The organism is Psychrobacillus sp. AK 1817, from assembly GCF_008807035.1.
GTDB classification, from domain to species: Bacteria; Bacillota; Bacilli; order Bacillales_A; family Planococcaceae; genus Psychrobacillus; species Psychrobacillus faecigallinarum.
The window spans coordinates 149,193-172,797 of the sequence record NZ_CP031739.1; the positions used below are offsets into that span (position 1 = coordinate 149,193).

The window sequence follows — 23,605 nt, forward strand, 5'->3', positions numbered from 1 at the left end:
TGCTATTACGAAATTGTCCATGTTACAATTATCTTTATGTGTAAGTTAACAGAGCAGGAGAGTGAACTATGAGCAAACGTGATTATTACGAAGTACTTGGTGTAGCCAAGAGTGCATCTGGGGACGAGATAAAAAAGGCATATCGTAAATTGTCTAAGCAATATCACCCAGATTTAAACAAGGAAGCTAATGCAGAAGAGAAATTCAAGGAAATCTCCGAAGCGTATGAAGTTTTAAGTGACGACCAAAAACGTGCACAATATGATCAATTTGGTCATGCGGGACCAAACCAAGGATTTGGTGGTGGTTTCAGTGGTGCAGATGGTTTTGGATTTGAAGATATATTCAGTTCATTCTTTGGGGGCGGAGGAACACGTCGTCGAGACCCAAATGCGCCAAGAAAAGGGAACGATCTTCAATACTCTATGACTATAGAATTTGAAGAAGCAGTTTTTGGTATGGAAAAAGAGATTGAAATATCTAAAGAAGAAACTTGTGATACATGTAGTGGTACTGGAGCTAAACAAGGTACTCATCCTGAAAAATGTTCGCACTGTAACGGAAATGGTCAAGTGAATGTCACTCAAGACACTCCTTTTGGTCGAATTCAAACGAAGCGTGCATGTAACTACTGTGAGGGTACTGGGAAAATCATCAAAGAGAAATGCTCAACCTGTCATGGTAGAGGAACAGTTAATAAGCGCAAAAAGATTAAAGTTACTGTACCAGCTGGTGTAGATGATGGGCAACAGCTACGTGTAAGTGGTCAAGGTGAGCCAGGAGTAAACGGTGGTCCTGCTGGTGACCTTTATGTAGTATTCCGTGTAAAAGCCGATCCTCGCTTTGAGCGTGATGGCGACGATATTTATTACGAGCTACCTTTAACCTTTGCTCAAGCGGCACTAGGAGACGAAGTAGAGATTCCAACTGTTCAAGGAAAAGTTAAGCTTAAAATTCCTGCAGGTACACAGTCTTCTACAACATTCCGTCTTAAAGGAAAAGGTGTGAAAAATGTACATGGCTATGGTGTCGGTGATCAACATGTTATCGTAAAAGTAGTTACACCTAAAAAGCTTACAGAAAAACAAAAACAATTACTACGTGAATTTGCGGAAATCAGTGGAGATATTCCGGAAGAACAAGGTAGTTCATTATTTGATAAAATCAAAAGAACAATAAAAGGCGAATAAGGAGTTGGAGCAAGTGAAATGGTCGGAGCTATCTATTCACACTACTAATGAGGCAGTGGAAGCGGTAAGCAATATTTTGCATGAGGCTGGTGCAAGTGGAGTAGTTATTGAGGATTCAGAAGAATTGGTTAGAGATAGAGAAGATATCTTTGGAGAAATCTATAGCTTAAATCCAGATGATTTTCCGGTAGATGGTGTGCGAATAAAAGCTTATTTAGCCGAAACAAGCTTTTTATTGGAAACAGTAGAAGAGATTAAGGTTGCGATCAACAACTTGCTAAATTTCAATATCGACTTAGGACATAATATAATCACAGTAACAGAAGTTGACGAGGAAGATTGGGCAACGGCTTGGAAAAAATATTACCATCCTGTAAAAATCTCTAATCGATTTACTATTGTCCCAACATGGGAAGAATATGAAAGAGTTAACTCAGACGAGTTAATTATTGAGTTGGATCCTGGTATGGCCTTTGGTACAGGTACACATCCAACGACTGTTATGTGCTTGCAAGCACTCGAGAAAACAGTTCAGCCAAATACTTCAGTAATTGATGTTGGAACTGGCTCAGGAGTTCTGTCAATAGGAGCAGCAAAGCTAGGGGCTTCTTCGATTCATGCTTTAGATCTTGATGAGGTAGCAGTAAAATCTGCAAAAGAGAATATTGCCATTAACAGAGTGGATGATATCGTTCAAGTTACTCATGGGAACCTACTTGATAATGTAACTGAACAAGCAGATATTGTTGTCGCAAATATACTAGCCGAAATTATTATGACCTTTACAGATGATGCCTATTCTATTGTTAAGCCTGGTGGACTATTTATCACTTCAGGTATTATTGCGACAAAGAAAGAAGATGTAAGAGAATCTTTACAGCAGTCAGGCTTTAAAGTGGATGAAGTCATGATGATGGAAGACTGGGTTACAATTATTTCTAGAAAGCCTGTAAAGTAAAGGGGTAATTATCTTGCAACGTTATTTTACAAAAGAGCCTGTAGGCGAAAACAATACTGTTACTATAACTGGAGAAGACGCGCATCACATGATTCAGGTGATGCGTATGTCTCCTAGTGACCATGTATATATAGTAAGTGAAAAAGATACTTATATTATGTCGATTGTACAAGGGACCTCTAAAGAAGTATTGCTAGAAGTCGTTGAAAAGCTGAAAGTTACAAACGAAATGCCTTTGCAAGTTTCAATTGTTTGTGGGCTACCTAAAGGAGACAAACTGGAACTTATAACTCAAAAGGGAACCGAGCTTGGTATGCATTCACTTTTCCCATTTGAAGCAAAGCGATCTATTGTAAAATGGGATAAAGCAAAAAACGATAAAAAGATTGGCAGACTTCAAAAAATTGCTAAAGAAGCAGCAGAGCAATCGCATAGATCTTTTATTCCACAGATACATAATCCTGTAACGATGTTGGAACTTTTAGAAATTGCTAAACAGTATGATGTTAAATTTGTAGCAGATGAAGAAGATGCTAAACTAACAGAACGACAAAAGTTTGCCGACCAATTAAAAAAGGTGTATGATAAACAATCGATACTGATTGTTTTTGGTCCAGAGGGTGGATTGGACAGACAAGAGGTAAGGCAATTATTAGAAAATGATTTTAAACCTATTGCACTTGGACCTAGAATTTTAAGAACAGAAACGGCGCCATTATATGCGCTTGCTGCAATTTCCTATGAATATGAATGAAAGAGGTGTAAGGATATGTCATCCGTTGCATTCCATACATTAGGCTGTAAAGTAAACCATTACGAAACAGAGGCTATTTGGCAACTGTTTAAGGATAATGGTTATGAACGTACGGATTTTGAAAAAAAATCTGATGTGTATGTAATAAATACTTGTACTGTAACGAATACAGGAGACAAAAAAAGCAGACAGGTCATTAGACGTGCTATTCGTCAAAATCCTGATGCTGTTATTTGTGTTACTGGATGTTATGCTCAAACTTCCCCTGCTGAAATTATGGCTATTCCAGGAGTAGATATTGTTGTCGGTACTCAAGAACGTACGAAAATGCTTGGTTATATTGAACAATATAAAATGGAGCGTAAACCGATTAATGCAGTAGGAAACATTATGAAAAATCGTGTATATGAAGAGCTAGATGTGCCTTCATTTACTGACCGTACTCGTGCATCCTTGAAAATCCAAGAAGGTTGTAACAATTTCTGTACATTTTGTATCATTCCATGGGCTCGTGGTTTGATGAGATCCAGAGACCCTCAAGAAGTAGTAAGACAAGCCCAGCAACTAGTTGATGCAGGGTATTTAGAAATCGTGTTAACTGGTATTCATACTGGTGGATATGGAGAAGATTTAAAGGACTATAATTTAGCTCAATTATTACGAGATATTGAGATGAATGTTAAGGGCTTGAAGCGTTTAAGAATTAGTTCCATTGAAGCAAGTCAGCTATCAGACGAAGTGATTGATGTATTAAAAGAATCTAAGATTGTAGTGAGGCATTTGCATATTCCTATACAATCGGGTTCCGATACGGTTCTTAAAAGAATGCGTCGTAAATACACGATGGAATTCTTCGCTAATCGCTTGGATCGCCTAAGAGATGCTCTTCCCGATTTAGCGATCACTTCAGATGTAATTGTAGGATTCCCAGGAGAAACGGAAGAGGAATTTATGGAAACATATAACTTTATCCGTGACCAAAGATTCTCTGAATTGCACGTTTTCCCATATTCAAAACGTACTGGTACACCAGCAGCTAGAATGGAAGACCAAGTAGATGAAGAGATTAAAAATGAACGTGTTCATCGCCTAATAACACTGAATGACCAATTGGCGGTAGATTATGCTTCTCGTTTCGAAGATGAGGTACTTGAAATTATTCCTGAGGAAGTAGTAAACAATGAATCAGGAGAGTCATTTGTAGAAGGATATACAGATAATTACTTAAAAGTTATTATTCCAGGTACGGAAGAGTTAATAGGTAAATTAGTGCGCGTAAAAATAACCCGGGCTGGATATCCACAAAATGAAGGACAGTTTGTACGAATATTAGAAGAAGTAAAAGAACTAGTGTAACATTCATACTAAGCTTCTAACCTTAGACAAAGTACCCTGAGAGTTCAATTCTCGGGGTACTTTGTCATTTTTGAAGATAATTGAGTTCATATCTCCCCTGAACTCTAAGGGTTAGTAGTATCTACGAAAAGTCAGACGGTCAAACTGCTCAATCGGTAGCATGTGTTCAAGGTCATTGATTTGGTTTATTGTCCTCATGATATTTAACACGTTAAACCTTAATGTCATAGTAGATTTAGAAATTCAACACTTATTGATGTGCAAATGCTAGTCACTGAAGTGGAAGGAGCTAAGAATCCTACGAGGACAGCGCGCGGATCCGTTGCATTCAGACTTGCCCGTGAAAAGCAAGACGCTTGGAACTAAAATCGACGATTACATATTATGTAGTAAAAATAAAAAAACTATTTGTTTTGTTTACAGTCTGAAGCTAGTATGGCTTTCACACTAGCTTTTTTTTGTTTTTATCAGTAATATTAAGAGGTACGTACAACTGGAAGGAGTTTATATGATGACACAAAACATAGCCGCATTAATAGATCATACTCTATTAAAACAAGACGCAACAAAAACACAAATTGAAAAACTTTGCGAGGAAGCGAAACAATATAACTTTGCTTCTGTTTGTGTAAATCCTTCATGGGTAAAATTAAGCGCATCTTTATTAAAAAATTCACCTGCTAAAGTTTGTACAGTTATTGGCTTTCCATTAGGAGCTACTACTAGTGAAGTTAAAGCTTTCGAAACAACTAATGCTATCGATAACGGTGCTGAAGAAATTGATATGGTTATCAATGTAGGTGCTTTAAAGGATGAAGATTATGATTATGTCCAAAAAGACATAGAAGCAGTAGTTAATGCTGCAAAAGGCAAGGCAATAGTGAAGGTAATTTTAGAAACTTGCTTGTTAACGGATGAACAAATTATTAAAGCTAGTGAGTTATCTAAAACTGCTGGGGCAGATTTTGTCAAAACTTCTACTGGTTTTTCTACTGGAGGAGCAACAGTCAGCGCAGTGAAAATCATGCGTGAAACAGTTGGACCAGACCTTGGTGTCAAAGCTTCTGGTGGAGTTCGAAGCCTTGAAGATCTTGAAGCGATGGTAGATGCAGGAGCTACTCGAATAGGGGCAAGTTCTGGTATTGAGATTGTAAACGGATTAGAAAGTAAATCTGATTATTAATTAATGCCAAAGTATTGACCAAGACTTTATTATACGGTATAATTTTTTAGTACATAACACTTGGTTATGTACTGACGTGTGTTCGGAGGGAGGGAAAGAGAGATGTCAAAAACTGTCGTTCGCAAAAACGAATCGCTTGAAGATGCTCTTCGCCGCTTCAAACGTACTGTATCTAAAAGTGGTACAATTCAAGAGGTTAGAAAGCGCGAGTTTTATGAAAAACCAAGCGTGAAACGTAAAAAGAAATCAGAAGCTGCACGTAAACGTAAGTGGTAATTTAATCCCAACCATCCCTACGTTCAAAACACGTACTGTATGATTAAAATTTACAATTATGTAAACCGAGAAAATTTATTTTCTCGGTTTATTTTAATTTATTGAAACTTTTTTGATTTTCAACCGTAAACAGTAATATACATATAGAAGAAGGGAGGTTTAAGTGTGAGATTAGCGCGGCTGTTTATTTCTTTTTGCTTATTACTTGCCGCATTTGCAATGGTTGTACCCTCTTTTTCAGCAGACACTCAGACTGTCTATAAGGTTCCTATATACGAAGAAGTAGAAGACGGCTTATATGCTTTCTTAAAAAGGTCTATAAAAGAAGCGGAGGAAGCAGAAGCAGATGCTATAATTTTTGATATAAATACTCCTGGTGGATTCGTAGACTCGGCAGAGAAAATCGTGAATTTGTTAGATTCAACACCTATTAGGAAAATAGCCTATATTAATTCGCAGGCATTATCGGCTGGAGCCTATTTAGCTCTACACACAGACGAGATTTATATGTCACCTAATGGGTCGATGGGAGCAGCAGCAGTTATTGATAGCGCCGGAAATGCTGCTGACATGAAGGCAACTAGTGCCTGGAAGGCTAAAATGAGAAATGCAGCTGAAAGAACCGGCAAAGAACCTATTTATGCTCAAGCGATGGCAGACGAGTCTGTTGATCTTCCTGAGTACAGAGCGGGAGAAGGACAATTGTTAACGCTTTCAGCAAGAGAAGCAATAGAAGTCGGTTATTCAGAGGGAACGGTTGCTACTTTTGATGAATTGCTTAAAAAAAGCAATTTAACAGGAGCGAAAGTAGTTGAAACAAAGGAAGCTTTTGTAGAAACGCTAGCAAGAATTGTAACTAACCCAGTAGTAGTGCCGATTTTATTATCTCTTGCCAGCTTAGGGCTAATCCTAGAGTTATATTCTCCAGGTTTTGGAGTACCTGGAACGGTAGGTTTACTTTCTTTAGGTCTATTCTTTTACGGGCATCTTGTAGCAGGATTAGCAGGATATGAAACCTTTGTTTTACTGGCACTGGGAATCCTGCTAGTAATAGCCGAATTCTTTATTCCTGGTGGGATTATTGGTATATTAGGTTTAGTAGCTATATTATTTAGCATAATATTAGCAGGTGGTAATCTTTTTTATATGAGCGTTGCGGTTTTAATAGCAATAACAGTAGCTATAATAGGAATGGTGATTATTGTGAAATTCTTCGGAAAAAAGGTTAGGTTATTAAACAAAATGATTTTGACGGATGCAACTACTACTGAAAAAGGATATGTGTCCAATCATAATCGTTTAGATTTAGTTGGAAAAATAGCTGAAACGATGACACCGCTTAGACCTTCTGGGACTATACGTATTGAGAACGAGCGCATCGATGCTGTATCCGACGGAAGTTTTATCGGAAAGGATAAGCAAGTGGTTATTATTAAGGTTGAAGGCTCTCGAATAGTTGTTCGAGAAGCAAGAGAAGGGGAGGCAACACAATGATTAGTGGTAGCATGATAGGTACAATAGTAATAATTGTCATAGCTTTCATCCTATTATCGGTATTTTTAACATTTTTCCCGATAGCATTATGGATTTCAGCTATTGCAGCAGGAGTTAAAATTAGTATTTTTACACTAGTAGGTATGAGATTACGTCGAGTAATTCCATCTCGTATTGTAAATCCTCTTATTAAAGCACATAAGGCTGGATTGAATGTAACTATCAATCAGTTAGAAAGCCATTACTTAGCTGGTGGTAACGTTGACCGAGTTGTCAATGCGCTTATCGCTGCACATCGTGCAAATATTGAGTTATCATTTGAACGTGCAGCAGCAATTGATTTAGCAGGCCGTGATGTACTAGAAGCAGTACAAATGTCCGTTAACCCGAAAGTAATTGAAACACCATTTATTGCAGGTGTTGCGATGAATGGTATCGAAGTAAAAGCAAAAGCACGTATTACAGTTCGTGCCAATATTGACCGTTTAGTCGGTGGTGCTGGTGAAGAAACAATTGTAGCTCGTGTTGGTGAGGGTATCGTTAGTACAATTGGTTCGAGTGTAAGCCATGAACGCGTATTAGAAAACCCGGATTTAATTTCACAAACAGTTCTGTCTAAAGGGCTAGATTCTGGTACAGCATTTGAAATTCTATCGATTGATATTGCGGACGTTGATGTCGGCAAAAACATCGGTGCTGAATTACAAACAGAGCAAGCAGAAGCAGATAAAAAGATTGCTCAAGCTAAAGCAGAAGAACGTCGTGCAATGGCAGTAGCCTCAGAACAAGAGATGAAAGCGAAAGTTGTAGAGATGCGCTCTAAAGTCGTAGAGGCAGAAGCAGAAGTGCCACGTGCAATGGCTGAAGCTTTACGCGAAGGTAATATGGGTGTTATGGATTATATGAATTATAACAACATCAAAGCAGATACTGGTATGAGAGACTCTATCAGCAAGGTTGGAAATGATAAACCTTCCACTGATGAGTTAAAAGACTAGTATTAGCGCAGAAAGGAGGACTTCTCCTTGGAAGGTTTAATACTACCCTTAATAATTATTATTCTTACTTCATTGTTTGGAAGAAAGAAGCAGGAAGAAAAACCTGCACCTAAGCCTGCACAGCCCAATATACAAAGGGCTCCACAGCAAAAGCCGGTTGCTCAAAATCCTTTTAAAAGCTTAGGGGAATTAGCGAAAGAGTTTCAACAGGAGCAACAAACCAAAATGGAAAGAAAACCTCTTTCTGTACCTAAAGAAATACGGGTAGATGCTCCTCCGGTTATAGAAAAGGTCGGAAGGGAAATAGGAAGAGACCAAGGTGTTCCGAGGTCAACTGGCCGTCTTTCCGTGCATCAAGTCAGCCAACAAAATGCCACTAAAAAGTCGGTTGTTCAAAATATTATGCCCGATACAAAAGAAGAGCTTATGCGTGCTATAGTTTTATCGGAGATATTAGCTCCTCCAAAATCAAAAAGATAAATCATGAACACCCCTTTACATGCATAAATTCATGTAAAGGGGTGTTTTTTATCAAACAATTATTTCCACTCCACGCGAGTATTATGATTGATAATTTTGATGACATTATTTTAGATTATGAAATTTCGCTTCTTCGATTATCAGATACGGAGTTAGTCTGTTCCTACAATCATCATCTACTAGAAATACAAGCTGAACGATTATTTATAAAGTCGATGTCAATGGAACGCCTTCATCTTCAGGTAGATAAACTCCAGTGCTTTAAACTTACTAGGAAGGACAACGGCTAATGTCAAAACAACTAGTACGTATCCAATTAGCAAGCACCACTGATCAGTTTGTTTTGTTTCAGAAATTATTGTCTCACGATATCGAAGTGTATCGAGTTTATAGCACGGAGGATAGTTTGTTCTTCTCCATTCAGAAAAAAGATTTGAAGCAATTTAGGAAAATACGAAAAACGATGAAACTTCCTGTAAAGCTAAAGGACGAAACAACAAGCGGCACCATTTCCATATATTCTTATTCCATTATTGGGGTAATCTTTTTTTTCATAATACCGCTGATCTTTGCACAATTTATATGGAAGGTCAACATTGATTCATATACGCCAGAGAGTAACATCATGATAACGGAACAGCTAAAGGAAATGAAAATTAAAGAAAGGATGCTTATTTCTTCATTACCATCTGAACAAGAAATTAGGCAGAAACTTCTACTGAAGCATAAGGAATTTTCTTGGATTCATTTTACTCAATCTGGTTCAACTTTAACAGTCACCCCTATGCTTGCCCCGGTAACAAATGAGCGAAAAGTAAAAAATGCACCGCCATCTCATCTTATCGCTAAAAGAAGTGGAGTAATTACAGACTTTGAATTAGTAAAAGGGGTACGAGCGGTAGAAAAAAATACTTCAGTTAAAAAAGGTGATATTCTTGTTAATGGATTTGTTACTCAAGGTGACAAACGGATAATTACAAGTGCTGAGGGTAAAGTGTACGCAAGCTATTGGATAGAGCTTAACTTTGAACTTCCAAGAAAGGTCACTATCATAAAGCCTACAACCCGAGAAGTGCTCATTCAAAAAAAGACAGATGATAAGAATGACTTTTGGAAGGAAATAGCTATGCCACGGTTTTTGCAGCCTTATTTTAAAGCAGGGTATGTACAAGGTAGTGAGGTGGTTTCGTATGATCTAAATGAGGAATCAGTTAAACATCTAGTACGTCCTTTATTATTTCAAAAAATCATGAATGAATTACCTATTGGCACTCAAATATTAGAAGATAAAGTTTTACAGATGTCTATTGAAAATGATAAAGTGAAAGGGAAGATATTATTACTAATAAATGAAAATATTGCAACACCACAAGTTATACCCCAAGGAGACGACACATGAGCCAACAAAAACAACTAGACATTAATCTGCAAGACCCAACCGAAGCAGTTATGCTGCTAGGTATTTCAGATAAAAATATTAAGCTTATTGAAGAAGAGCTAAAGGTGCAGTTGATTACTAGAGGCGAGTTGATACAAATTGCTGGAGAAGAACAAAATGTGGAAGATGCAAGACAGTTAATCATACAGCTACTACTTGTAATTAGAAAAGGTATTAATATTAACCTTCGTGATGTTTCAACTGCAATTGAAATGAGCATTAATGGAACTATTGAGTATTTCGCAAGCCTCTATGATGAAGAGATTGCTCGGAATACAAAAGGGAAAGCAATTCGAGCGAAGACAATTGGTCAAAGAGAGTATATTCAAGGTATTAGACATTCTGATTTGACATTTGGAATCGGGCCAGCGGGAACTGGGAAAACCTATCTTGCTGTAGTAATGGCAACCCAAGCCTTAAAAAATGCACACGTTAAGAGAATCATTTTAACACGTCCAGCAGTCGAAGCAGGTGAAAGTCTAGGATTTCTACCTGGAGATCTAAAAGAGAAGGTAGACCCTTATTTACGCCCGTTATATGATGCTTTGCATGATGTGTTAGGTACAGAACAAACAGATCGCCTAATGGAAAGAGGAACTATAGAAATTGCTCCTCTTGCTTATATGCGTGGGAGAACCTTAGATGATGCATTTGTGATTTTGGACGAAGCTCAAAATACAACAAAAGCTCAAATGAAAATGTTTTTAACCCGCCTAGGCTTCGGATCTAAAATGGTGATTACTGGAGATAAAACCCAAATCGATTTACCGAAGGGTGCCGAGTCAGGCCTAATTGTTGCTGAAAAAATTCTTCATAAAGTTTCAGGAATCCATTTCCAATATTTAGAGCAAGGGGATGTAGTACGTCATCCTCTAGTAGCTAAAATTATTTCTGCATATGAAGAAAATCAATAATATATTAAAACAGCTGTCAATAATAGACGGCTGTTTTTTGTTTACTGATTCACATACGTTTTCCTAAAGATATATATTTACATTCATGCTAACCTTTTTTAAAGCTATAACACTCTTAATAGATTAATTGTCCAATTGTTTTGTATATAAGGTATAATAAAGAGAATAGTAGAGCAAGGGGATGAATGGATGAAGTCGTTAATAATGAAATGGAAAAGATGGCGAGAAAATAAATACCTCCCTATAATTATTATCCTTCTAACTTCTATCAGTATGTTCCTATTAATAAAAGGAAGCGTACAAGAAAATACATACGATATATCTTTAATGAATTTAGCCCCTGAAACTATTCGATCCGTAAAAACAATGGAAGATCCTGTGAAGACGGAGGAGGAAAAAGAAAAGGCGGCTGCTGAAGTATCTCCTGTATACCAATTTCAAGAAGAAACGGCAGAAAATCAATCCACAATTGCCGAATCTATCTTTGACAGTGTATTAGATGTAAAAGGAGAGATTTCCCCGGAAGAACCTGAATCAGCAGTTGAAAGTTTACAAAAACTAAAAAAAGAGATGAACGTGCTAACAGAAAATGATAGCTTTGTGCCTTTGACAGATGATGCTTTAAACATATTACTAAAGCAAAATCCCGCTACGCTTAACGAGGCGAAAGAAAAGCTGCCGGTTTTAGTAGAAGAGACTTTAAATGAACCAATCCGAACGGAAAACTTGGCCATAGAAAGAGATAAAGTCGTTCAAAAAGTACGTACTACATTTAATTTTCCTGATGACGTAACGAATGTCCTCATATCAATTGCTCGTGGCTCCATCATAGCGACAGAAATAAAAAATGATGAATTAACCGATCTACGTATAGAACAAGCTAAGGCCAGTGTTGAGCCTACAAGAATTTTACAAGGTCAAATACTTGTACAAAAAGGTGAAATCGTTAGTAAAGAGGTATATCGTCAACTAGAGTTATTAGGTATGCTGACAAACAAATCATCCTATAAGCCATACATAGGTGTATCGCTATTTGTTTTACTTACGATGTGGGTTCTTTTTGGACAAACAATTCGTGTAAAAGAATCTAACCTTCACAACGCAAAAAATCTGATTGTTGTGGCTTTTAGTGTTATTGTATCCGTGTTGATGATGAAAGTGCTACAATCAGTAGCGTACAATTTTGATATCATTATTGCATTTTTGTTCCCGACTGCTATGGTATCCATGTTAGTTTATATATTAGTCAATGAACGAGCAGCCTTTATTTCTAATTTTGTCGTAGCTGCTTATGCTGGTATTATTTTTCAAGAGGGATATACGAATATTTTTCAAATGGAAGTGGCGTTATACATACTTTTTGGTGGGATAGCGGGCATTTTTGCTATGCAGCATATGTATAACAATTCACAGATTCTGCGTTCAAGCTTAATAGTGGCCTCAGTTAATTTAACGTTTATATTATTTTATTTGTTGATGACCAAAACCACTTATGAGTTTACAGATATTGCATTCTATATCGGGGCAGCATTAGTTTCTGGAGTGTTATCAGGTGCACTTACTCTTGGTATTTTGCCTTTTTTTGAGTCAGCTTTTGGTATACTTTCCACTATGAGGTTGATTGAACTTTCTAGTCCAAATCATCCCTTGCTAAAGAAAATACTGACAGAAACACCTGGTACGTATCATCATAGCCTAATGGTGGCAAACTTAGCAGAAGCGGCCTGTGAGGCTATAGGGGCAAATGGCTTACTTGCTAGAGTTGGTTGCTATTACCACGATATCGGTAAAACTAATCGTCCAGGCTTTTTTATAGAAAACCAAGTGAATGGTTATAATCCGCACGATAATCTATCGCCGGAGGCAAGCAAGGATATTATTATTTCTCATGCTGTAGAAGGAGCAGACATTTTGAAAAAAAATAAGCTTCCTAAAGAAATTATTGATGTTGCTGAGCAGCATCATGGCACTAGCCTATTAAAATTCTTTTATCATAAAGCAAAAGAAATGAATCCGAATATTGAAGAAGGATCTTTTAGGTATCCAGGTCCAAAGCCACAAACAAAGGAAATAGCTATTATTTCTGTAGCTGATAGCGTAGAAGCTGCTGTTCGCTCAATGAAGGAACCGAATGCAGAAAAAATACACCGCCTAATCCAATCAATTATTAAAGATAAGGTAATTGATGGACAATTTGATGAATGCGATTTATCATTCAAGGAAATAAAGAAAATTGAGGAAAGTTTCTGTTCAACGATGAATGGTACATTCCATTCCAGAATAGAATACCCCAAATAATCAGTAAGGAGTAAACAAACATGCTAGTAATGGATTTAATGGACGAAACAAATACATTATCCGAAGAAGCAGTTGCATTAGTTGAGAAAGTACTTCAATCAGCAGCAGATCAATTACATGTAAAAGATGGAAGCGAAGTTAGTGTCACTTTTGTAACTAATGATGTAATTCAAGAAATCAATAAAAACTATCGAAACAAAGACATGCCTACAGATGTAATCTCATTTGCAATGGAAGAAATGGGTGAAGGAGAAATAGAAATAAAAGATGCAGACCTTCCTACATTGCTTGGAGATATAGTTATTTCAGTAGAACGTACAACGGAGCAAGCAGAGTCGTATGGACATTCTTTTGAAAGAGAGCTTGCCTTCTTAGCTGTTCATGGATTTTTACATTTGCTAGGGTACGATCATGGAACAGAAGAAGAGGAAAAGGAAATGTTTGGTTTACAGGAAAATATTTTACAAGCTTTTGGTTTAAAGCGTGAAGGCCATGAACTTTCATAAATTTGGTAAGTCATTCGTCTATGCTACGCAAGGAGTATTACAGGCTGTTAAAACAGAACAAAACTTTCGCTTACATTTACTGGCAGCAGGTATAGTTTCGTTAGCGGGTATATTCACCGGGCTCTCTAAATGGGAGTGGATCATTGTTGTCATGCTCATTTTTGGGATGTTCATGATAGAATTGGTTAATACGGCGATTGAAAGGGTTGTAGACCTTGTATCACCTGACTATCATCTATTAGCCCAGCAGGCAAAGGATATTGCTGCTGGAGCTTGTCTAGTCTATGCCATCTGCACAGTAATTATAGGTTTAATCATATTTATACCGAAATGGTCGGTAATCTTATTTTAAAAGGTGTGTTCATCATGGATAAAGAGAAATTATTAGAAGCATCTATAGCAGCGAGAAATAAAGCATATGTTCCTTATTCAAAATTCCCAGTAGGTGCAGCTCTACTAACTGTTGACGGTGAAATCATATTAGGTTGCAATATTGAAAATGCGTCGTTTGGATTAACAAACTGTGCAGAAAGAACAGCAATTTTTAAAGCCGTTTCTGAAGGCAAAAAGAACTTTGCAGCTATTGCTGTTTCCGGTGACACCGAGGGCCCAATTTCTCCCTGTGGAGCTTGCAGACAAGTTTTAGCTGAATTTTGCGATGTGAATATGCCAGTATTTTTAACAAATTTAAAAGGAAATGTAACAGAAACAACGGTATCTGAGTTATTACCAGGAGCTTTTACAACGGAGGATTTAGATTATGCAGCAAAACAATGAAGGTTTTAAATCAGGTTTTATATCAATTATTGGACGTCCAAATGTAGGGAAATCTACTTTTTTAAACCGTGTTATCGGTCAGAAAATAGCAATTATGAGTGATAAGCCTCAAACCACTCGCAATAAGGTACAAGGAGTTCTTACATTAGATGAAAGTCAAATGATTTTTATCGATACGCCCGGTATTCATAAACCAAAGCATAAACTTGGAGATTTTATGTTAAAGGTTGCTAAAAACACATTACGCGAGGTTGATGTAATATTATTTATGGTAAATGCTACAGAGCCAAGAGGTAAAGGTGACGAGTTTATCATAGATTTGCTTGAAAAAAATGAAACACCTGTATTTTTAGTTATTAACAAAATTGACCAGGTGCATCCAGATGATTTGATAGGAATCATTGAGTCTTATAAAGACAAATATGATTTTGCTGAGATCGTTCCAATTTCCGCTCTTCAGGGTAATAATGTGGAAAGGTTGCTAGAGACGATTCAATCGTATTTGCCGGAAGGTCCACAATACTATCCAGCTGACCAAGTAACAGATCATCCAGAGAGATTTATTATTTCTGAGTTAATACGAGAAAAGGTATTACATTTAACAAGGGAAGAGATTCCACATTCAATTGCAGTAGTGATTGATAAAATAAAAAAAGAAGAAGACACAGATAAAGATATGATTCGTGTAATGGCTACAATTATTGTAGAGCGAGATTCCCAAAAAGGTATTGTAATTGGTAAAAAAGGTGCTCTTCTTAAAGAGGTTGGAACAAGAGCGCGTCATGACATAGAAATGCTATTAGGAACCAAAGTATTTCTAGAACTATGGGTGAAGGTGCAAAAGGATTGGCGCAATAAATCCGCCCACTTAAGAGACTATGGGTTTAGAGAAGACGAATATTAAGAATAGGACTTATAGAGCAAGCTTAGAAGGAAGGGAAGGCTTTTGCTTCAAAAGGTAGAAGGGATTGTCTTACGAACCTCATCTTACGGAGAAACAGATAAAATAGTAACTATTTTCTCACGAGAATTAGGGAAAAGGGCAGCTATGGCTCGTGGTGCTAAAAAGCCGACGAGCCGGCTCTCTTCTATTTCTCAGCCATTTACTTATGCATATTTCTTAATTCAGCAAGGAAGAGGTATGGGATCTCTGCAGCAAGGAGAAATTATTGACTCAATGCGTGTAATCCGGGAAGATATTTTTACCACCGCCTATGCAAGCTTTATCATGGAGTTAGTTGATAAGTTAATAGATGATGAGTCACCAAAACCGCATGTATTTACGATTTTACAGCAAGCGTTAGAGGCTATAACTGAAGGCTATGACCCAGAGGCAATTAGCTTGTTTGTAGAATGGAAGATGTTACCTGTTGCGGGCATATATCCTGTACTTCATCAATGTTCCAATTGTGGATCTACAGATGGAGAATTTGCATTTTCCTTCGCTCAGATAGGTTTCTTATGTCATCGTTGCTTTTCCATTGATTCATACTTAATTCGGTTAACCCCAGCTCAGGTTAAGCTAATCAGAACGTTTTATACGGTCCCCATAAATCAGGTTGGTAAGCTTTCCTTAAAAAAAGAAACAAAAGGATTTATAAAAAAATTGTGCGAACAATTTATAATGAGCAAGTAGGAGTACGTTTAAAATCTCAAGTGTTTTTGGATCAAATGGAAAAGACCCCAGAGTTCTATAATAACCCTCAAAAGGATTCTTCTTCGGAAGAGTAATTTCGAAGGAGCATTTTTTTGTAAAAATAAGAAAAAGGAGAGAAAGTGAATTTTTCACTTTCTCTCCTTTTATGCATTAATTAGAATTGTAATTGCTCTTCAATATATGCTTTTACATCTGCTATTGGCATTCTAGTTTGTTCCATAGAATCGCGGTGACGAACTGTAACTTGGCCATCTGTTTCTGAATCGAAGTCGTATGTGATACAGAATGGTGTGCCAATTTCATCTTGGCGACGGTAACGTTTACCAATTGATTGTGACTCATCATAGTCCACCATGAAATGCTTGCTAAGATGAGAGAATAAAGCAGTAGCGCCTTCAGAAAGTTTTTTAGATAAAGGTAAGATTGCGGCCTTAATAGGAGCAAGAGCAGGGTGGAAGCGCAGAACTGTACGTTGATCGTCGCCTTCTAGTTGCTCTACATCATAAGCTTCACATAAGAATGCTAAAGTTACACGATCAGCTCCTAAAGATGGTTCGATACAATAAGGGACATATCTTTCATTTGTTATTGGATCGATATAATTGAAGTCCTCACCAGAGTGTTCCATATGCTGCTTCAAATCGAAGTCTGTTCTGTCAGCAATTCCCCAAAGCTCTCCCCATCCAAATGGGAATTTATATTCGATATCTGTTGTTGCATTGGAGTAATGTGATAACTCCTCGTCAGAATGGTCTCTTAGACGTATGCTATTCTCAGAAACACCTAAATTTAAAAGCCATTCTTTGCAATAATTGCGCCAGAACTCAAACCATTCCATATCCTCGCCAGGCTTACAGAAGAATTCTAATTCCATTTGTTCAAATTCTCTAGTACGGAAAGTGAAGTTACCAGGAGTGATTTCATTACGGAAACTCTTACCTACTTGGGCAATACCAAATGGCATTTTTTTACGCATAGAACGCTGCACATTTTTGTAGTTTACAAAAATACCTTGAGCAGTTTCTGGACGTAAGAAAATTTCATTAGTAGACGATTCTGTTACTCCTTGGAAAGTTTTAAACATTAAGTTGAATTGACGGATCTCTGTATAATCATAAGCACCACAAGAAGGGCAGACAATCTCATGTTCTTTCATAATCTCTTCCATTTTTTCAAAGGAAAGACCGTCTACAACCATTTCTATTCCTTTTTTATCTAATGCATCTTCAATAATTTTGTCTACGCGGTGGCGTGATTTACATTTTTTACAGTCAATCATAGGATCATTAAAGTTGCCAATATGTCCTGAAGCAACCCAAGTTTTTGGATTCATCAGAATTGCTGCATCCAAACCAACGTTATATGGTGATTCTTGAACGAATTTTTTCCACCAAGCTTTTTTTACATTATTTTTTAGTTCTACTCCTAAAGGACCATAATCCCATGTGTTTGCCAAACCTCCATATATTTCAGAGCCTGGGAATACAAAACCTCTTTGTTTTGCTAAACTAACTACATTTTCCATTGAAAATTCCATTTGACATACCTCCTATTTGATAAATATTCTTTTAAAGTAAAATGAGTACAAAAAAACTCGTCTCCGGGCTACAATAGCCCGGGGACGAGTTTATAACCCGCGGTTCCACCCCGATTGATTGTTTGTACAATCCACTTTAAAAGCTTAAGCTCCGAGCTGCCGTTTCCTGTAGGTGTGGTCTTACACTATCACCACTCGCTAAAATAACAGTACTTATAATGCTCTTCAACGCTTTAATATTATTGATGATTGTAACATATGCTTCTTTATTTAGCAATGTGATGCATAATGGTATATAATTATTTAGAATAAGTATAATTTTGAGGCGGTGAGTCCAATCGAACTCAACAAACGGCAGGTCGAAATTTTGGACATTGTAAAAGGGAATGGGCCTATTACAGGTGAACAAATAGCAGAACGACTTAGTTTAACAAGGTCTACACTTAGACCGGATCTCGCGATTTTAACGATGGCTGGTTTTTTAGATGCTCGTCCACGTGTTGGATATTTTTATTCTGGTAAAAAAACCAGTCAGGCTATTTCAGATAATATTGCACAGATGCTAGTAAAGGATTTTCAATCTATCCCCGTTGTTGTTGAAGAAGGTATGTCAGTTTACGATGCAATATGTCAAATGTTTTTAGAGGATGTTGGATCGTTGTTCGTGGTAGATAAAAAGTCTGTATTGTCGGGAGTTCTTTCAAGGAAAGACTTTTTACGTACAAGTATTGGAAATCAAGATCTAACCAAAATGCCGGTACATATGATTATGACAAGAATGCCTAATGTGACGTATTGTTTAAAAGAAGATACATTGATAGAAGTAGCTAATAAACTAATGAGTCGACAAATCGATTCTTTACCAGTTGTTAAAGAAACTAAAGATGGTTTAGAGATTGTCGGGAGAATAACAAAGACAAATATTACACGAGCTTTCTTATCTTTAGCCGATGACCATGATTTATGAGGAGTGAAAAAATGAAAATGTTAAACCTGTTTATCGTCTCAGACTCTATAGGAGAAACGGGTGAATTAGTTGCAAAGGCTGCAATCAGCCAATTTAGACCTGGCTTGCAACATACAAAGCTAAAAAGATTTACCCATATTGACTCCATGGACCACATTAAAGAGATAACTGCTTTGGCTAAAGAACAGAACGCTTGTATTTTATATACATTAGTTCAGCATGATATGAGAGAGGCAATTGTGACGTATTGCAAGAAGTACGATTTGCAATGCGTAGATTTAATTGGGCCTGTTATCAGTCTGCTCGAAAAAAAATTAGATGAAAAGCCATTTGAAGAGCCTGGTCTTGTTCGCAAACTAGATGAAGACTATTTTAAAAAAATAGAAGCAGTGGAATTTGCTGTCAAGTATGATGATGGAAGAGATCCTAGAGGGCTTTTACAAGCTGATATAGTATTAATTGGTGTCTCAAGAACTTCTAAAACTCCATTATCTCAGTATTTAGCTAATAAAAGATATAAAGTGGCTAACGTACCACTTGTGCCCGAGGTAGAGCCACCAGAGGAACTTTTTCAAATAGATCCATTGAAGTGCTTTGGATTAGTTATTACTCCGGATAAACTTAATTCGATTAGAAGAGAAAGACTTATCGCTATTGGTTTGAAGGATGATGCGAGCTATGCGAAGATAGAACGTATAAATGAAGAGATTGAACACTTTGAACGTATCGTCAATCGAATTGGATGTCAGGTAATAGATGTGACTAATAGGGCAGTAGAAGAAACTGCTAATCTAGTCATAAATCAAATCCAACAAAAATAATTTGAAATATTAAAGACCGATTCACGAATGTGAAAAGGTTTTTTTATGTACGAAAGCGAATAAAGTATAGATTAATATATTGAAATGTTTTATAATAATTCTTTGTGGAAAAAAGAATTATTTCGTATTTTTGTGTAATTATTTTGTCGATTCTTGCAGGATTTTTCTTAAGTCTCTCGAATTAATACTAAGTAGCAAGTAAAGATGGTGAAATAATGACGAATCGTATAGAAGAAGAAGTAATCGAACAAGTTAGAAATAACACAGATATTGTAGATGTAATCAGTGAGTATGTTCAACTTACGAAGAGAGGTAGAAACTTCTTCGGCCTTTGTCCTTTTCATGGTGAACAAACCCCATCTTTTTCAGTCACACACGAAAAGCAAATTTTTCATTGTTTTGGCTGTGGAGCCGGAGGAAATGTAATTACGTTTTTAATGGATATTGAAAATCTCTCATTCCATGAAGCTGTTAGTAAGCTTGGTAGTCGTCTCGGTATGGAGATTGAACATAAGTCAGCTCATAGTATAGAGGAAAAAGCACCAGTCTCTAAAGAAGTATCTCTTATGAAAAAAGCGCATGAGTTTGCTAGCGAATATTTTCATCATCTGTTACTTCACACGGAGGAGGGAGAAAATGCATTACATTACTTACAAGAAAGAGGGTTTTCTACCGAGCTTATAGAAAAGTATAAAATAGGCTGGTCACTACCTAGCTGGGATGCTCTTACTACCTTATTAGAGAGAAAAGGTATGGATTTACAAGAAATTGAGAAAACTGGACTTATTATAAGAAAAGAAAATGAGCTGAAGTATTTTGACCGGTTCCGCGGAAGAATTATGTTCCCTGTTTTCGATGAAACCGGACACGTAGTGGCGTTCTCTGGAAGGATACTACACAAGAAAGAAAACGAAGCAAAGTATCTAAATAGTCCAGAGTCTCCTATTTTTCAGAAAAGCCAAATTCTCTATAACTTAGATAAAGCAAGACTTGATATACGTAAGCAACGCAATGTGATTATTTTTGAAGGCTTTTTAGATGTTATTTCAGCATCAAAAGCGGGTATAACAAACGGTGTTGCAACAATGGGAACCGCTTTAACGTCTCAACATATAACCAAGCTCAAGAGATTAACTACCAATGTCACTCTTTGCTTCGATGGTGATAAAGCTGGAATGGAGGCTGCTCGTAAAGCTGCAACATCTCTTCAAGGCCAAAGTATTCAAACTGAGGTTGCAATTATTCCTGATGCAATGGATCCTGATGACTATATAAAAAATTATGGAGAAGTAGCCTTTAGGGAAAAAATTATTGACAAACCTCATTCTTATCTTTCATTTATGATGATTGTGTCAAAGAGGGACAAGAATTTTAATAACGAAAATGATACGCTTCAGTATATTCAAGAGATATTGGAAATACTGAGTGATAGAAACTCTACTGTAGAGCGAGATCTCTATATTCGTCAGCTGTCTCAAGAGACAAACGTATCAGAAGAAGCGATATATCAACATTTGCGCAAAATACAGGGGAAAAAAGCAAAAGAAACTAAAAGCAATCATTCTCTTCCTATTGCGTCTCCTCAAGAGCTGCCGAAAAAGAAACGAACCATTTCAGCGGATGAAAGAGCGGAAAGAATATTGTTGGCACATATGCTTCACAACCCTCAAGTAATTGATATTGCAATAAGTAACATCAATGATGGCCCATGTTTTATAAGAGATGCATATGAAGCTGCATATGTTCGCTTAATGGGTTATTACGAAGATTATCCCGATGGTGATTATCAAAGGTTTTTAGAAGTTTTAAATGATGGTGAACTAAGAAAAATAGTAATGGAAGCAGCGCTCTCAGAACGTGATCCAGAGCATGAAACGGAAGAAGTCATGGACTGTTTGCGCCATATTAGAAAATACCGGATTGAGCAGCAAATAGAACGTAAGCTACATGAAGCTAAAGAGGCTGAAAAAATGTCGGATATAACTAAAGCTCTCCAGCTGGCACAAGAGGCCATTCAGTTAAAGAAATCTTTAGTAGATTTTCAATAAATAATCATCCGGTAGTAAAAGGAGGAATTCTTATGGCGGACAAGTCTGAACGTACAAAAGAAACGGATATCGAATTATCATTAGAAGATGCAAAAAAACAATTAATCGAACTAGGTAAAAAAAATGGTGAGGTAACTTACCATGATATAGCCGACAAACTTGCTTCTTTCGATTTGGAATCAGATCAAATCGAAGAGTTCATTGAGCATTTAGAGGGCAAAGGAATTGAACTTGGTCGTAAAGACGGAGATGAAGAGGATTTAGATCGTTTGATGAAAGGGAAAGAAGAAGAAACCTTTGATCTCAATGATTTAAGTGTTCCACCTGGCGTTAAGATCAATGACCCTGTTCGTATGTATTTAAAAGAGATTGGCCGAGTAGATCTGTTGAAGGCTTCGGAAGAAATCGCACTTGCTGAAAGAATCGAGCAAGGAGATGAAGAAGCTAGAAAACGTCTAGCAGAGGCAAACCTACGCTTAGTTGTTAGTATTGCTAAACGCTATGTGGGACGAGGAATGTTATTCTTGGATCTAATTCAAGAAGGTAACATGGGTCTTATTAAAGCAGTAGAGAAGTTTGACCACCGTAAAGGGTTCAAATTTAGTACTTATGCAACTTGGTGGATTCGACAAGCGATAACTCGTGCAATTGCTGACCAAGCTCGAACAATTCGTATTCCAGTGCACATGGTTGAAACAATTAACAAGCTAATTCGAGTTCAACGTCAGTTACTACAAGATTTAGGACGTGAGCCTTCACCGGAAGAAATCGGAGAAGAGATGGATCTTCCAGCAGAAAAAGTACGTGAAATCTTAAAAATAGCACAAGAACCAGTTTCCTTAGAAACACCTATTGGGGAAGAAGACGATTCTCATTTAGGAGATTTCATTGAAGATGCTGATGCACAATCACCTTCTGATCATGCAGCATACGAACTTCTTAAAGAGCAATTAGAAGATGTGTTAGACACTTTAACAGACCGTGAGGAAAATGTATTACGTTTACGCTTTGGATTAGATGATGGGCGTACGAGAACTCTTGAGGAAGTTGGCAAGGTTTTCGGCGTAACACGTGAACGTATTCGACAAATTGAAGCGAAGGCTTTAAGAAAGTTACGTCATCCTTCTAGAAGCAAACGCTTAAAAGATTTCTTAGAATAATAAAGAGGCATCCTAAAAAGGATGCCTTTTTTACAGTAATAAAATACGAAATATTTCCAAAAGTTGCAATCAACCTGATACATAGAAAGATATAAACTCAAAGTCTTCAAACACAGATTATCCAATTGGCATAAGGAAGAGAATGGAAAAGAGGATTAGTATGTCAGTTCAAAAAAAGCAAATAATACTGAATGAAATAGCTTTCTGGAAGCAAAATAAACTTCTCCCGGAGCATTACTGTGATTTTCTTACTGCTCTTTATGCACAAGGGGAGAAAGAAGAAATAGAAGTAAACAATCAAGCAGTTTTGGAAAAGGAAAAGAAAAAAGCATCTTTAAAAATGAATGGAGTTATTTTTCTTATAGGACTAATCACTTTAGCGATCTTAACCGCACTATTAACTATGACTTCAAACATACTACCGATTATATTTGCTGGAGTTGCTGTGAAATTATTTGTCTACATTGCTATTAAACTAGCAAAAAATAACTCTCTTTTAACCCCACTCTTATTTGTTTTTTCTGCATTGCTTTTGCTAGGGGTTACTTTCAAAATTTGGGAAGCCTACTTTATAAGTGAACCAAATATATTATTATTTATGATTATCGCTAATTGTATTTTATGGCTTCTTTCTGGAGTATTTTTGAAGCTAATTTACTTCACTATCTCCGGTATAGTGGGAATAATCTTCATACTAGTTTATATAGCTTATATATATATCGTATAGATAATTTCTGTATTAATTGGAAATCTGGTAATTTTGAGTTTGTTTTTAATTTTAATAGGAAGCCAA

The 23,605-nt window shown here is 36.9% G+C and carries 22 protein-coding genes and 1 pseudogene; 22 read left to right on the forward strand and 1 reads right to left on the reverse strand.

What is annotated here, in order from left to right:
• The first annotated feature begins 68 nt into the window (after nucleotides 1–68).
• From dnaJ to recO, 17 genes and pseudogenes are all read left to right on the forward strand, one after another.
• On the forward strand, nucleotides 69–1,190 hold the full coding sequence (gene dnaJ, locus D0S48_RS00720; protein ID WP_144535857.1) for a molecular chaperone DnaJ: 1,122 nt from the start codon (nucleotides 69–71) through the stop codon (nucleotides 1,188–1,190).
• A 13-nt stretch (nucleotides 1,191–1,203) separates the two neighbouring features.
• Nucleotides 1,204–2,148: a 50S ribosomal protein L11 methyltransferase gene (gene prmA / locus D0S48_RS00725; protein ID WP_151109410.1), complete on the forward strand. Its 945-nt coding sequence runs from the start codon at nucleotides 1,204–1,206 to the stop codon at nucleotides 2,146–2,148.
• A 13-nt stretch (nucleotides 2,149–2,161) separates the two neighbouring features.
• Nucleotides 2,162–2,902, forward strand: a complete 741-nt coding sequence (locus D0S48_RS00730) for a 16S rRNA (uracil(1498)-N(3))-methyltransferase (protein ID WP_151109412.1) — start codon at nucleotides 2,162–2,164, stop codon at nucleotides 2,900–2,902.
• A 15-nt stretch (nucleotides 2,903–2,917) separates the two neighbouring features.
• Nucleotides 2,918–4,258 (forward strand): tRNA (N(6)-L-threonylcarbamoyladenosine(37)-C(2))-methylthiotransferase MtaB, encoded by a 1,341-nt coding sequence (mtaB, locus tag D0S48_RS00735; protein WP_144535863.1) that lies wholly within the window; start codon nucleotides 2,918–2,920, stop codon nucleotides 4,256–4,258.
• 511 nt (nucleotides 4,259–4,769) lie between these two features.
• Nucleotides 4,770–5,441, forward strand: coding sequence for a deoxyribose-phosphate aldolase (gene deoC, locus D0S48_RS00740; protein WP_144535865.1), 672 nt, complete (start codon nucleotides 4,770–4,772; stop codon nucleotides 5,439–5,441).
• Nucleotides 5,442–5,543: 102 nt separating this feature from the next.
• The gene (rpsU, locus tag D0S48_RS00745; protein ID WP_004227078.1) at nucleotides 5,544–5,717 is read left to right on the forward strand and encodes a 30S ribosomal protein S21; all 174 of its coding nucleotides are present in this window, start codon (nucleotides 5,544–5,546) and stop codon (nucleotides 5,715–5,717) included.
• A gap of 219 nt (nucleotides 5,718–5,936) precedes the next feature.
• Entirely contained in the window at nucleotides 5,937–7,211 is a 1,275-nt protein-coding gene (locus tag D0S48_RS00750; RefSeq protein WP_144537145.1) for an NfeD family protein, read from the forward strand.
• A gap of 11 nt (nucleotides 7,212–7,222) precedes the next feature.
• A complete protein-coding gene (floA, locus tag D0S48_RS00755; RefSeq protein WP_186318093.1) occupies nucleotides 7,223–8,209 on the forward strand; it encodes a flotillin-like protein FloA in 987 nt (328 codons plus the stop codon).
• Between the two features lie 27 nt (nucleotides 8,210–8,236).
• Nucleotides 8,237–8,689 carry a hypothetical protein gene (locus D0S48_RS00760; protein ID WP_144535869.1) on the forward strand — a complete coding sequence of 151 codons (453 nt, stop codon included), beginning with the start codon at nucleotides 8,237–8,239 and terminating at the stop codon, nucleotides 8,687–8,689.
• Nucleotides 8,690–8,978: 289 nt separating this feature from the next.
• Complete coding sequence (locus tag D0S48_RS00770; RefSeq protein ID WP_151109414.1) at nucleotides 8,979–10,088, forward strand: sporulation protein YqfD; 1,110 nt, start codon at nucleotides 8,979–8,981, stop codon at nucleotides 10,086–10,088.
• Nucleotides 10,085–11,041 carry a PhoH family protein gene (locus D0S48_RS00775; RefSeq protein WP_144535874.1) on the forward strand — a complete coding sequence of 319 codons (957 nt, stop codon included), beginning with the start codon at nucleotides 10,085–10,087 and terminating at the stop codon, nucleotides 11,039–11,041. Before D0S48_RS00770 ends, D0S48_RS00775 begins: the two co-directional genes overlap by 4 nt.
• 189 nt (nucleotides 11,042–11,230) lie before the next feature.
• Nucleotides 11,231–13,339, forward strand: coding sequence for an HD family phosphohydrolase (locus tag D0S48_RS00780; protein WP_151109416.1), 2,109 nt, complete (start codon nucleotides 11,231–11,233; stop codon nucleotides 13,337–13,339).
• A 20-nt stretch (nucleotides 13,340–13,359) separates the two neighbouring features.
• Nucleotides 13,360–13,845: an rRNA maturation RNase YbeY gene (ybeY, locus tag D0S48_RS00785; RefSeq protein ID WP_144535878.1), complete on the forward strand. Its 486-nt coding sequence runs from the start codon at nucleotides 13,360–13,362 to the stop codon at nucleotides 13,843–13,845.
• A complete protein-coding gene (locus tag D0S48_RS00790) occupies nucleotides 13,832–14,197 on the forward strand; it encodes a diacylglycerol kinase family protein (RefSeq protein WP_151109418.1) in 366 nt (121 codons plus the stop codon). The genes ybeY and D0S48_RS00790 overlap by 14 nt, the downstream gene beginning before the upstream one ends.
• A 14-nt stretch (nucleotides 14,198–14,211) precedes the next feature.
• Nucleotides 14,212–14,622, forward strand: coding sequence for a cytidine deaminase (locus D0S48_RS00795; RefSeq protein WP_151109419.1), 411 nt, complete (start codon nucleotides 14,212–14,214; stop codon nucleotides 14,620–14,622).
• The gene (era, locus tag D0S48_RS00800) at nucleotides 14,606–15,526 is read left to right on the forward strand and encodes a GTPase Era (protein WP_144535884.1); all 921 of its coding nucleotides are present in this window, start codon (nucleotides 14,606–14,608) and stop codon (nucleotides 15,524–15,526) included. The genes D0S48_RS00795 and era overlap by 17 nt, the downstream gene beginning before the upstream one ends.
• 42 nt (nucleotides 15,527–15,568) lie before the next feature.
• Nucleotides 15,569–16,353 (forward strand): annotated as a pseudogene (recO, locus tag D0S48_RS00805) (DNA repair protein RecO).
• Between the two features lie 80 nt (nucleotides 16,354–16,433).
• Here the strand turns inward: recO and D0S48_RS00810 are convergent.
• A complete protein-coding gene (locus tag D0S48_RS00810) occupies nucleotides 16,434–17,816 on the reverse strand; it encodes a glycine--tRNA ligase (protein WP_151109421.1) in 1,383 nt (460 codons plus the stop codon).
• A 328-nt stretch (nucleotides 17,817–18,144) separates the two neighbouring features.
• Between D0S48_RS00810 and D0S48_RS00815 the strand changes: the two genes are divergently transcribed.
• The 5 genes from D0S48_RS00815 (at nucleotide 18,145) to D0S48_RS00835 (ending at nucleotide 23,539) form a co-directional block, all read left to right on the forward strand.
• On the forward strand, nucleotides 18,145–18,783 hold the full coding sequence (locus tag D0S48_RS00815; protein ID WP_151109423.1) for a transcriptional regulator CcpN: 639 nt from the start codon (nucleotides 18,145–18,147) through the stop codon (nucleotides 18,781–18,783).
• An 11-nt stretch (nucleotides 18,784–18,794) separates the two neighbouring features.
• Nucleotides 18,795–19,604 (forward strand): pyruvate, water dikinase regulatory protein, encoded by an 810-nt coding sequence (locus D0S48_RS00820; RefSeq protein WP_144535892.1) that lies wholly within the window; start codon nucleotides 18,795–18,797, stop codon nucleotides 19,602–19,604.
• A gap of 215 nt (nucleotides 19,605–19,819) precedes the next feature.
• Nucleotides 19,820–21,652, forward strand: a complete 1,833-nt coding sequence (dnaG, locus tag D0S48_RS00825; protein WP_151109425.1) for a DNA primase — start codon at nucleotides 19,820–19,822, stop codon at nucleotides 21,650–21,652.
• Nucleotides 21,653–21,684: 32 nt separating this feature from the next.
• Nucleotides 21,685–22,812, forward strand: coding sequence for an RNA polymerase sigma factor RpoD (rpoD, locus tag D0S48_RS00830; RefSeq protein WP_144535896.1), 1,128 nt, complete (start codon nucleotides 21,685–21,687; stop codon nucleotides 22,810–22,812).
• A 160-nt stretch (nucleotides 22,813–22,972) separates the two neighbouring features.
• Entirely contained in the window at nucleotides 22,973–23,539 is a 567-nt protein-coding gene (locus D0S48_RS00835; RefSeq protein WP_151109427.1) for a hypothetical protein, read from the forward strand.
• Nucleotides 23,540–23,605: the final 66 nt, after the last annotated feature.

Coding starts and splice junctions, on each gene's coding strand:
- dnaJ (WP_144535857.1), top strand. CDS start 69: ATGAGCAAACGTGATTATTACGAAGTACTTGGTGTAGCCAAGAGTGCA.
- D0S48_RS00790 (WP_151109418.1), top strand. CDS start 13,832: ATGAACTTTCATAAATTTGGTAAGTCATTCGTCTATGCTACGCAAGGA.
- D0S48_RS00770 (WP_151109414.1), top strand. CDS start 8,979: ATGTCAAAACAACTAGTACGTATCCAATTAGCAAGCACCACTGATCAG.
- era (WP_144535884.1), top strand. CDS start 14,606: ATGCAGCAAAACAATGAAGGTTTTAAATCAGGTTTTATATCAATTATT.
- floA (WP_186318093.1), top strand. CDS start 7,223: ATGATAGGTACAATAGTAATAATTGTCATAGCTTTCATCCTATTATCG.
- dnaG (WP_151109425.1), top strand. CDS start 19,820: ATGACGAATCGTATAGAAGAAGAAGTAATCGAACAAGTTAGAAATAAC.
- D0S48_RS00780 (WP_151109416.1), top strand. CDS start 11,231: ATGAAGTCGTTAATAATGAAATGGAAAAGATGGCGAGAAAATAAATAC.
- D0S48_RS00750 (WP_144537145.1), top strand. CDS start 5,937: ATGGTTGTACCCTCTTTTTCAGCAGACACTCAGACTGTCTATAAGGTT.
- mtaB (WP_144535863.1), top strand. CDS start 2,918: ATGTCATCCGTTGCATTCCATACATTAGGCTGTAAAGTAAACCATTAC.
- ybeY (WP_144535878.1), top strand. CDS start 13,360: ATGCTAGTAATGGATTTAATGGACGAAACAAATACATTATCCGAAGAA.
- D0S48_RS00810 (WP_151109421.1), bottom strand. CDS start 17,816: ATGGAATTTTCAATGGAAAATGTAGTTAGTTTAGCAAAACAAAGAGGT.
- D0S48_RS00795 (WP_151109419.1), top strand. CDS start 14,212: ATGGATAAAGAGAAATTATTAGAAGCATCTATAGCAGCGAGAAATAAA.
- deoC (WP_144535865.1), top strand. CDS start 4,770: ATGACACAAAACATAGCCGCATTAATAGATCATACTCTATTAAAACAA.
- rpoD (WP_144535896.1), top strand. CDS start 21,685: ATGGCGGACAAGTCTGAACGTACAAAAGAAACGGATATCGAATTATCA.
- rpsU (WP_004227078.1), top strand. CDS start 5,544: ATGTCAAAAACTGTCGTTCGCAAAAACGAATCGCTTGAAGATGCTCTT.
- D0S48_RS00775 (WP_144535874.1), top strand. CDS start 10,085: ATGAGCCAACAAAAACAACTAGACATTAATCTGCAAGACCCAACCGAA.
- D0S48_RS00835 (WP_151109427.1), top strand. CDS start 22,973: ATGTCAGTTCAAAAAAAGCAAATAATACTGAATGAAATAGCTTTCTGG.
- D0S48_RS00820 (WP_144535892.1), top strand. CDS start 18,795: ATGAAAATGTTAAACCTGTTTATCGTCTCAGACTCTATAGGAGAAACG.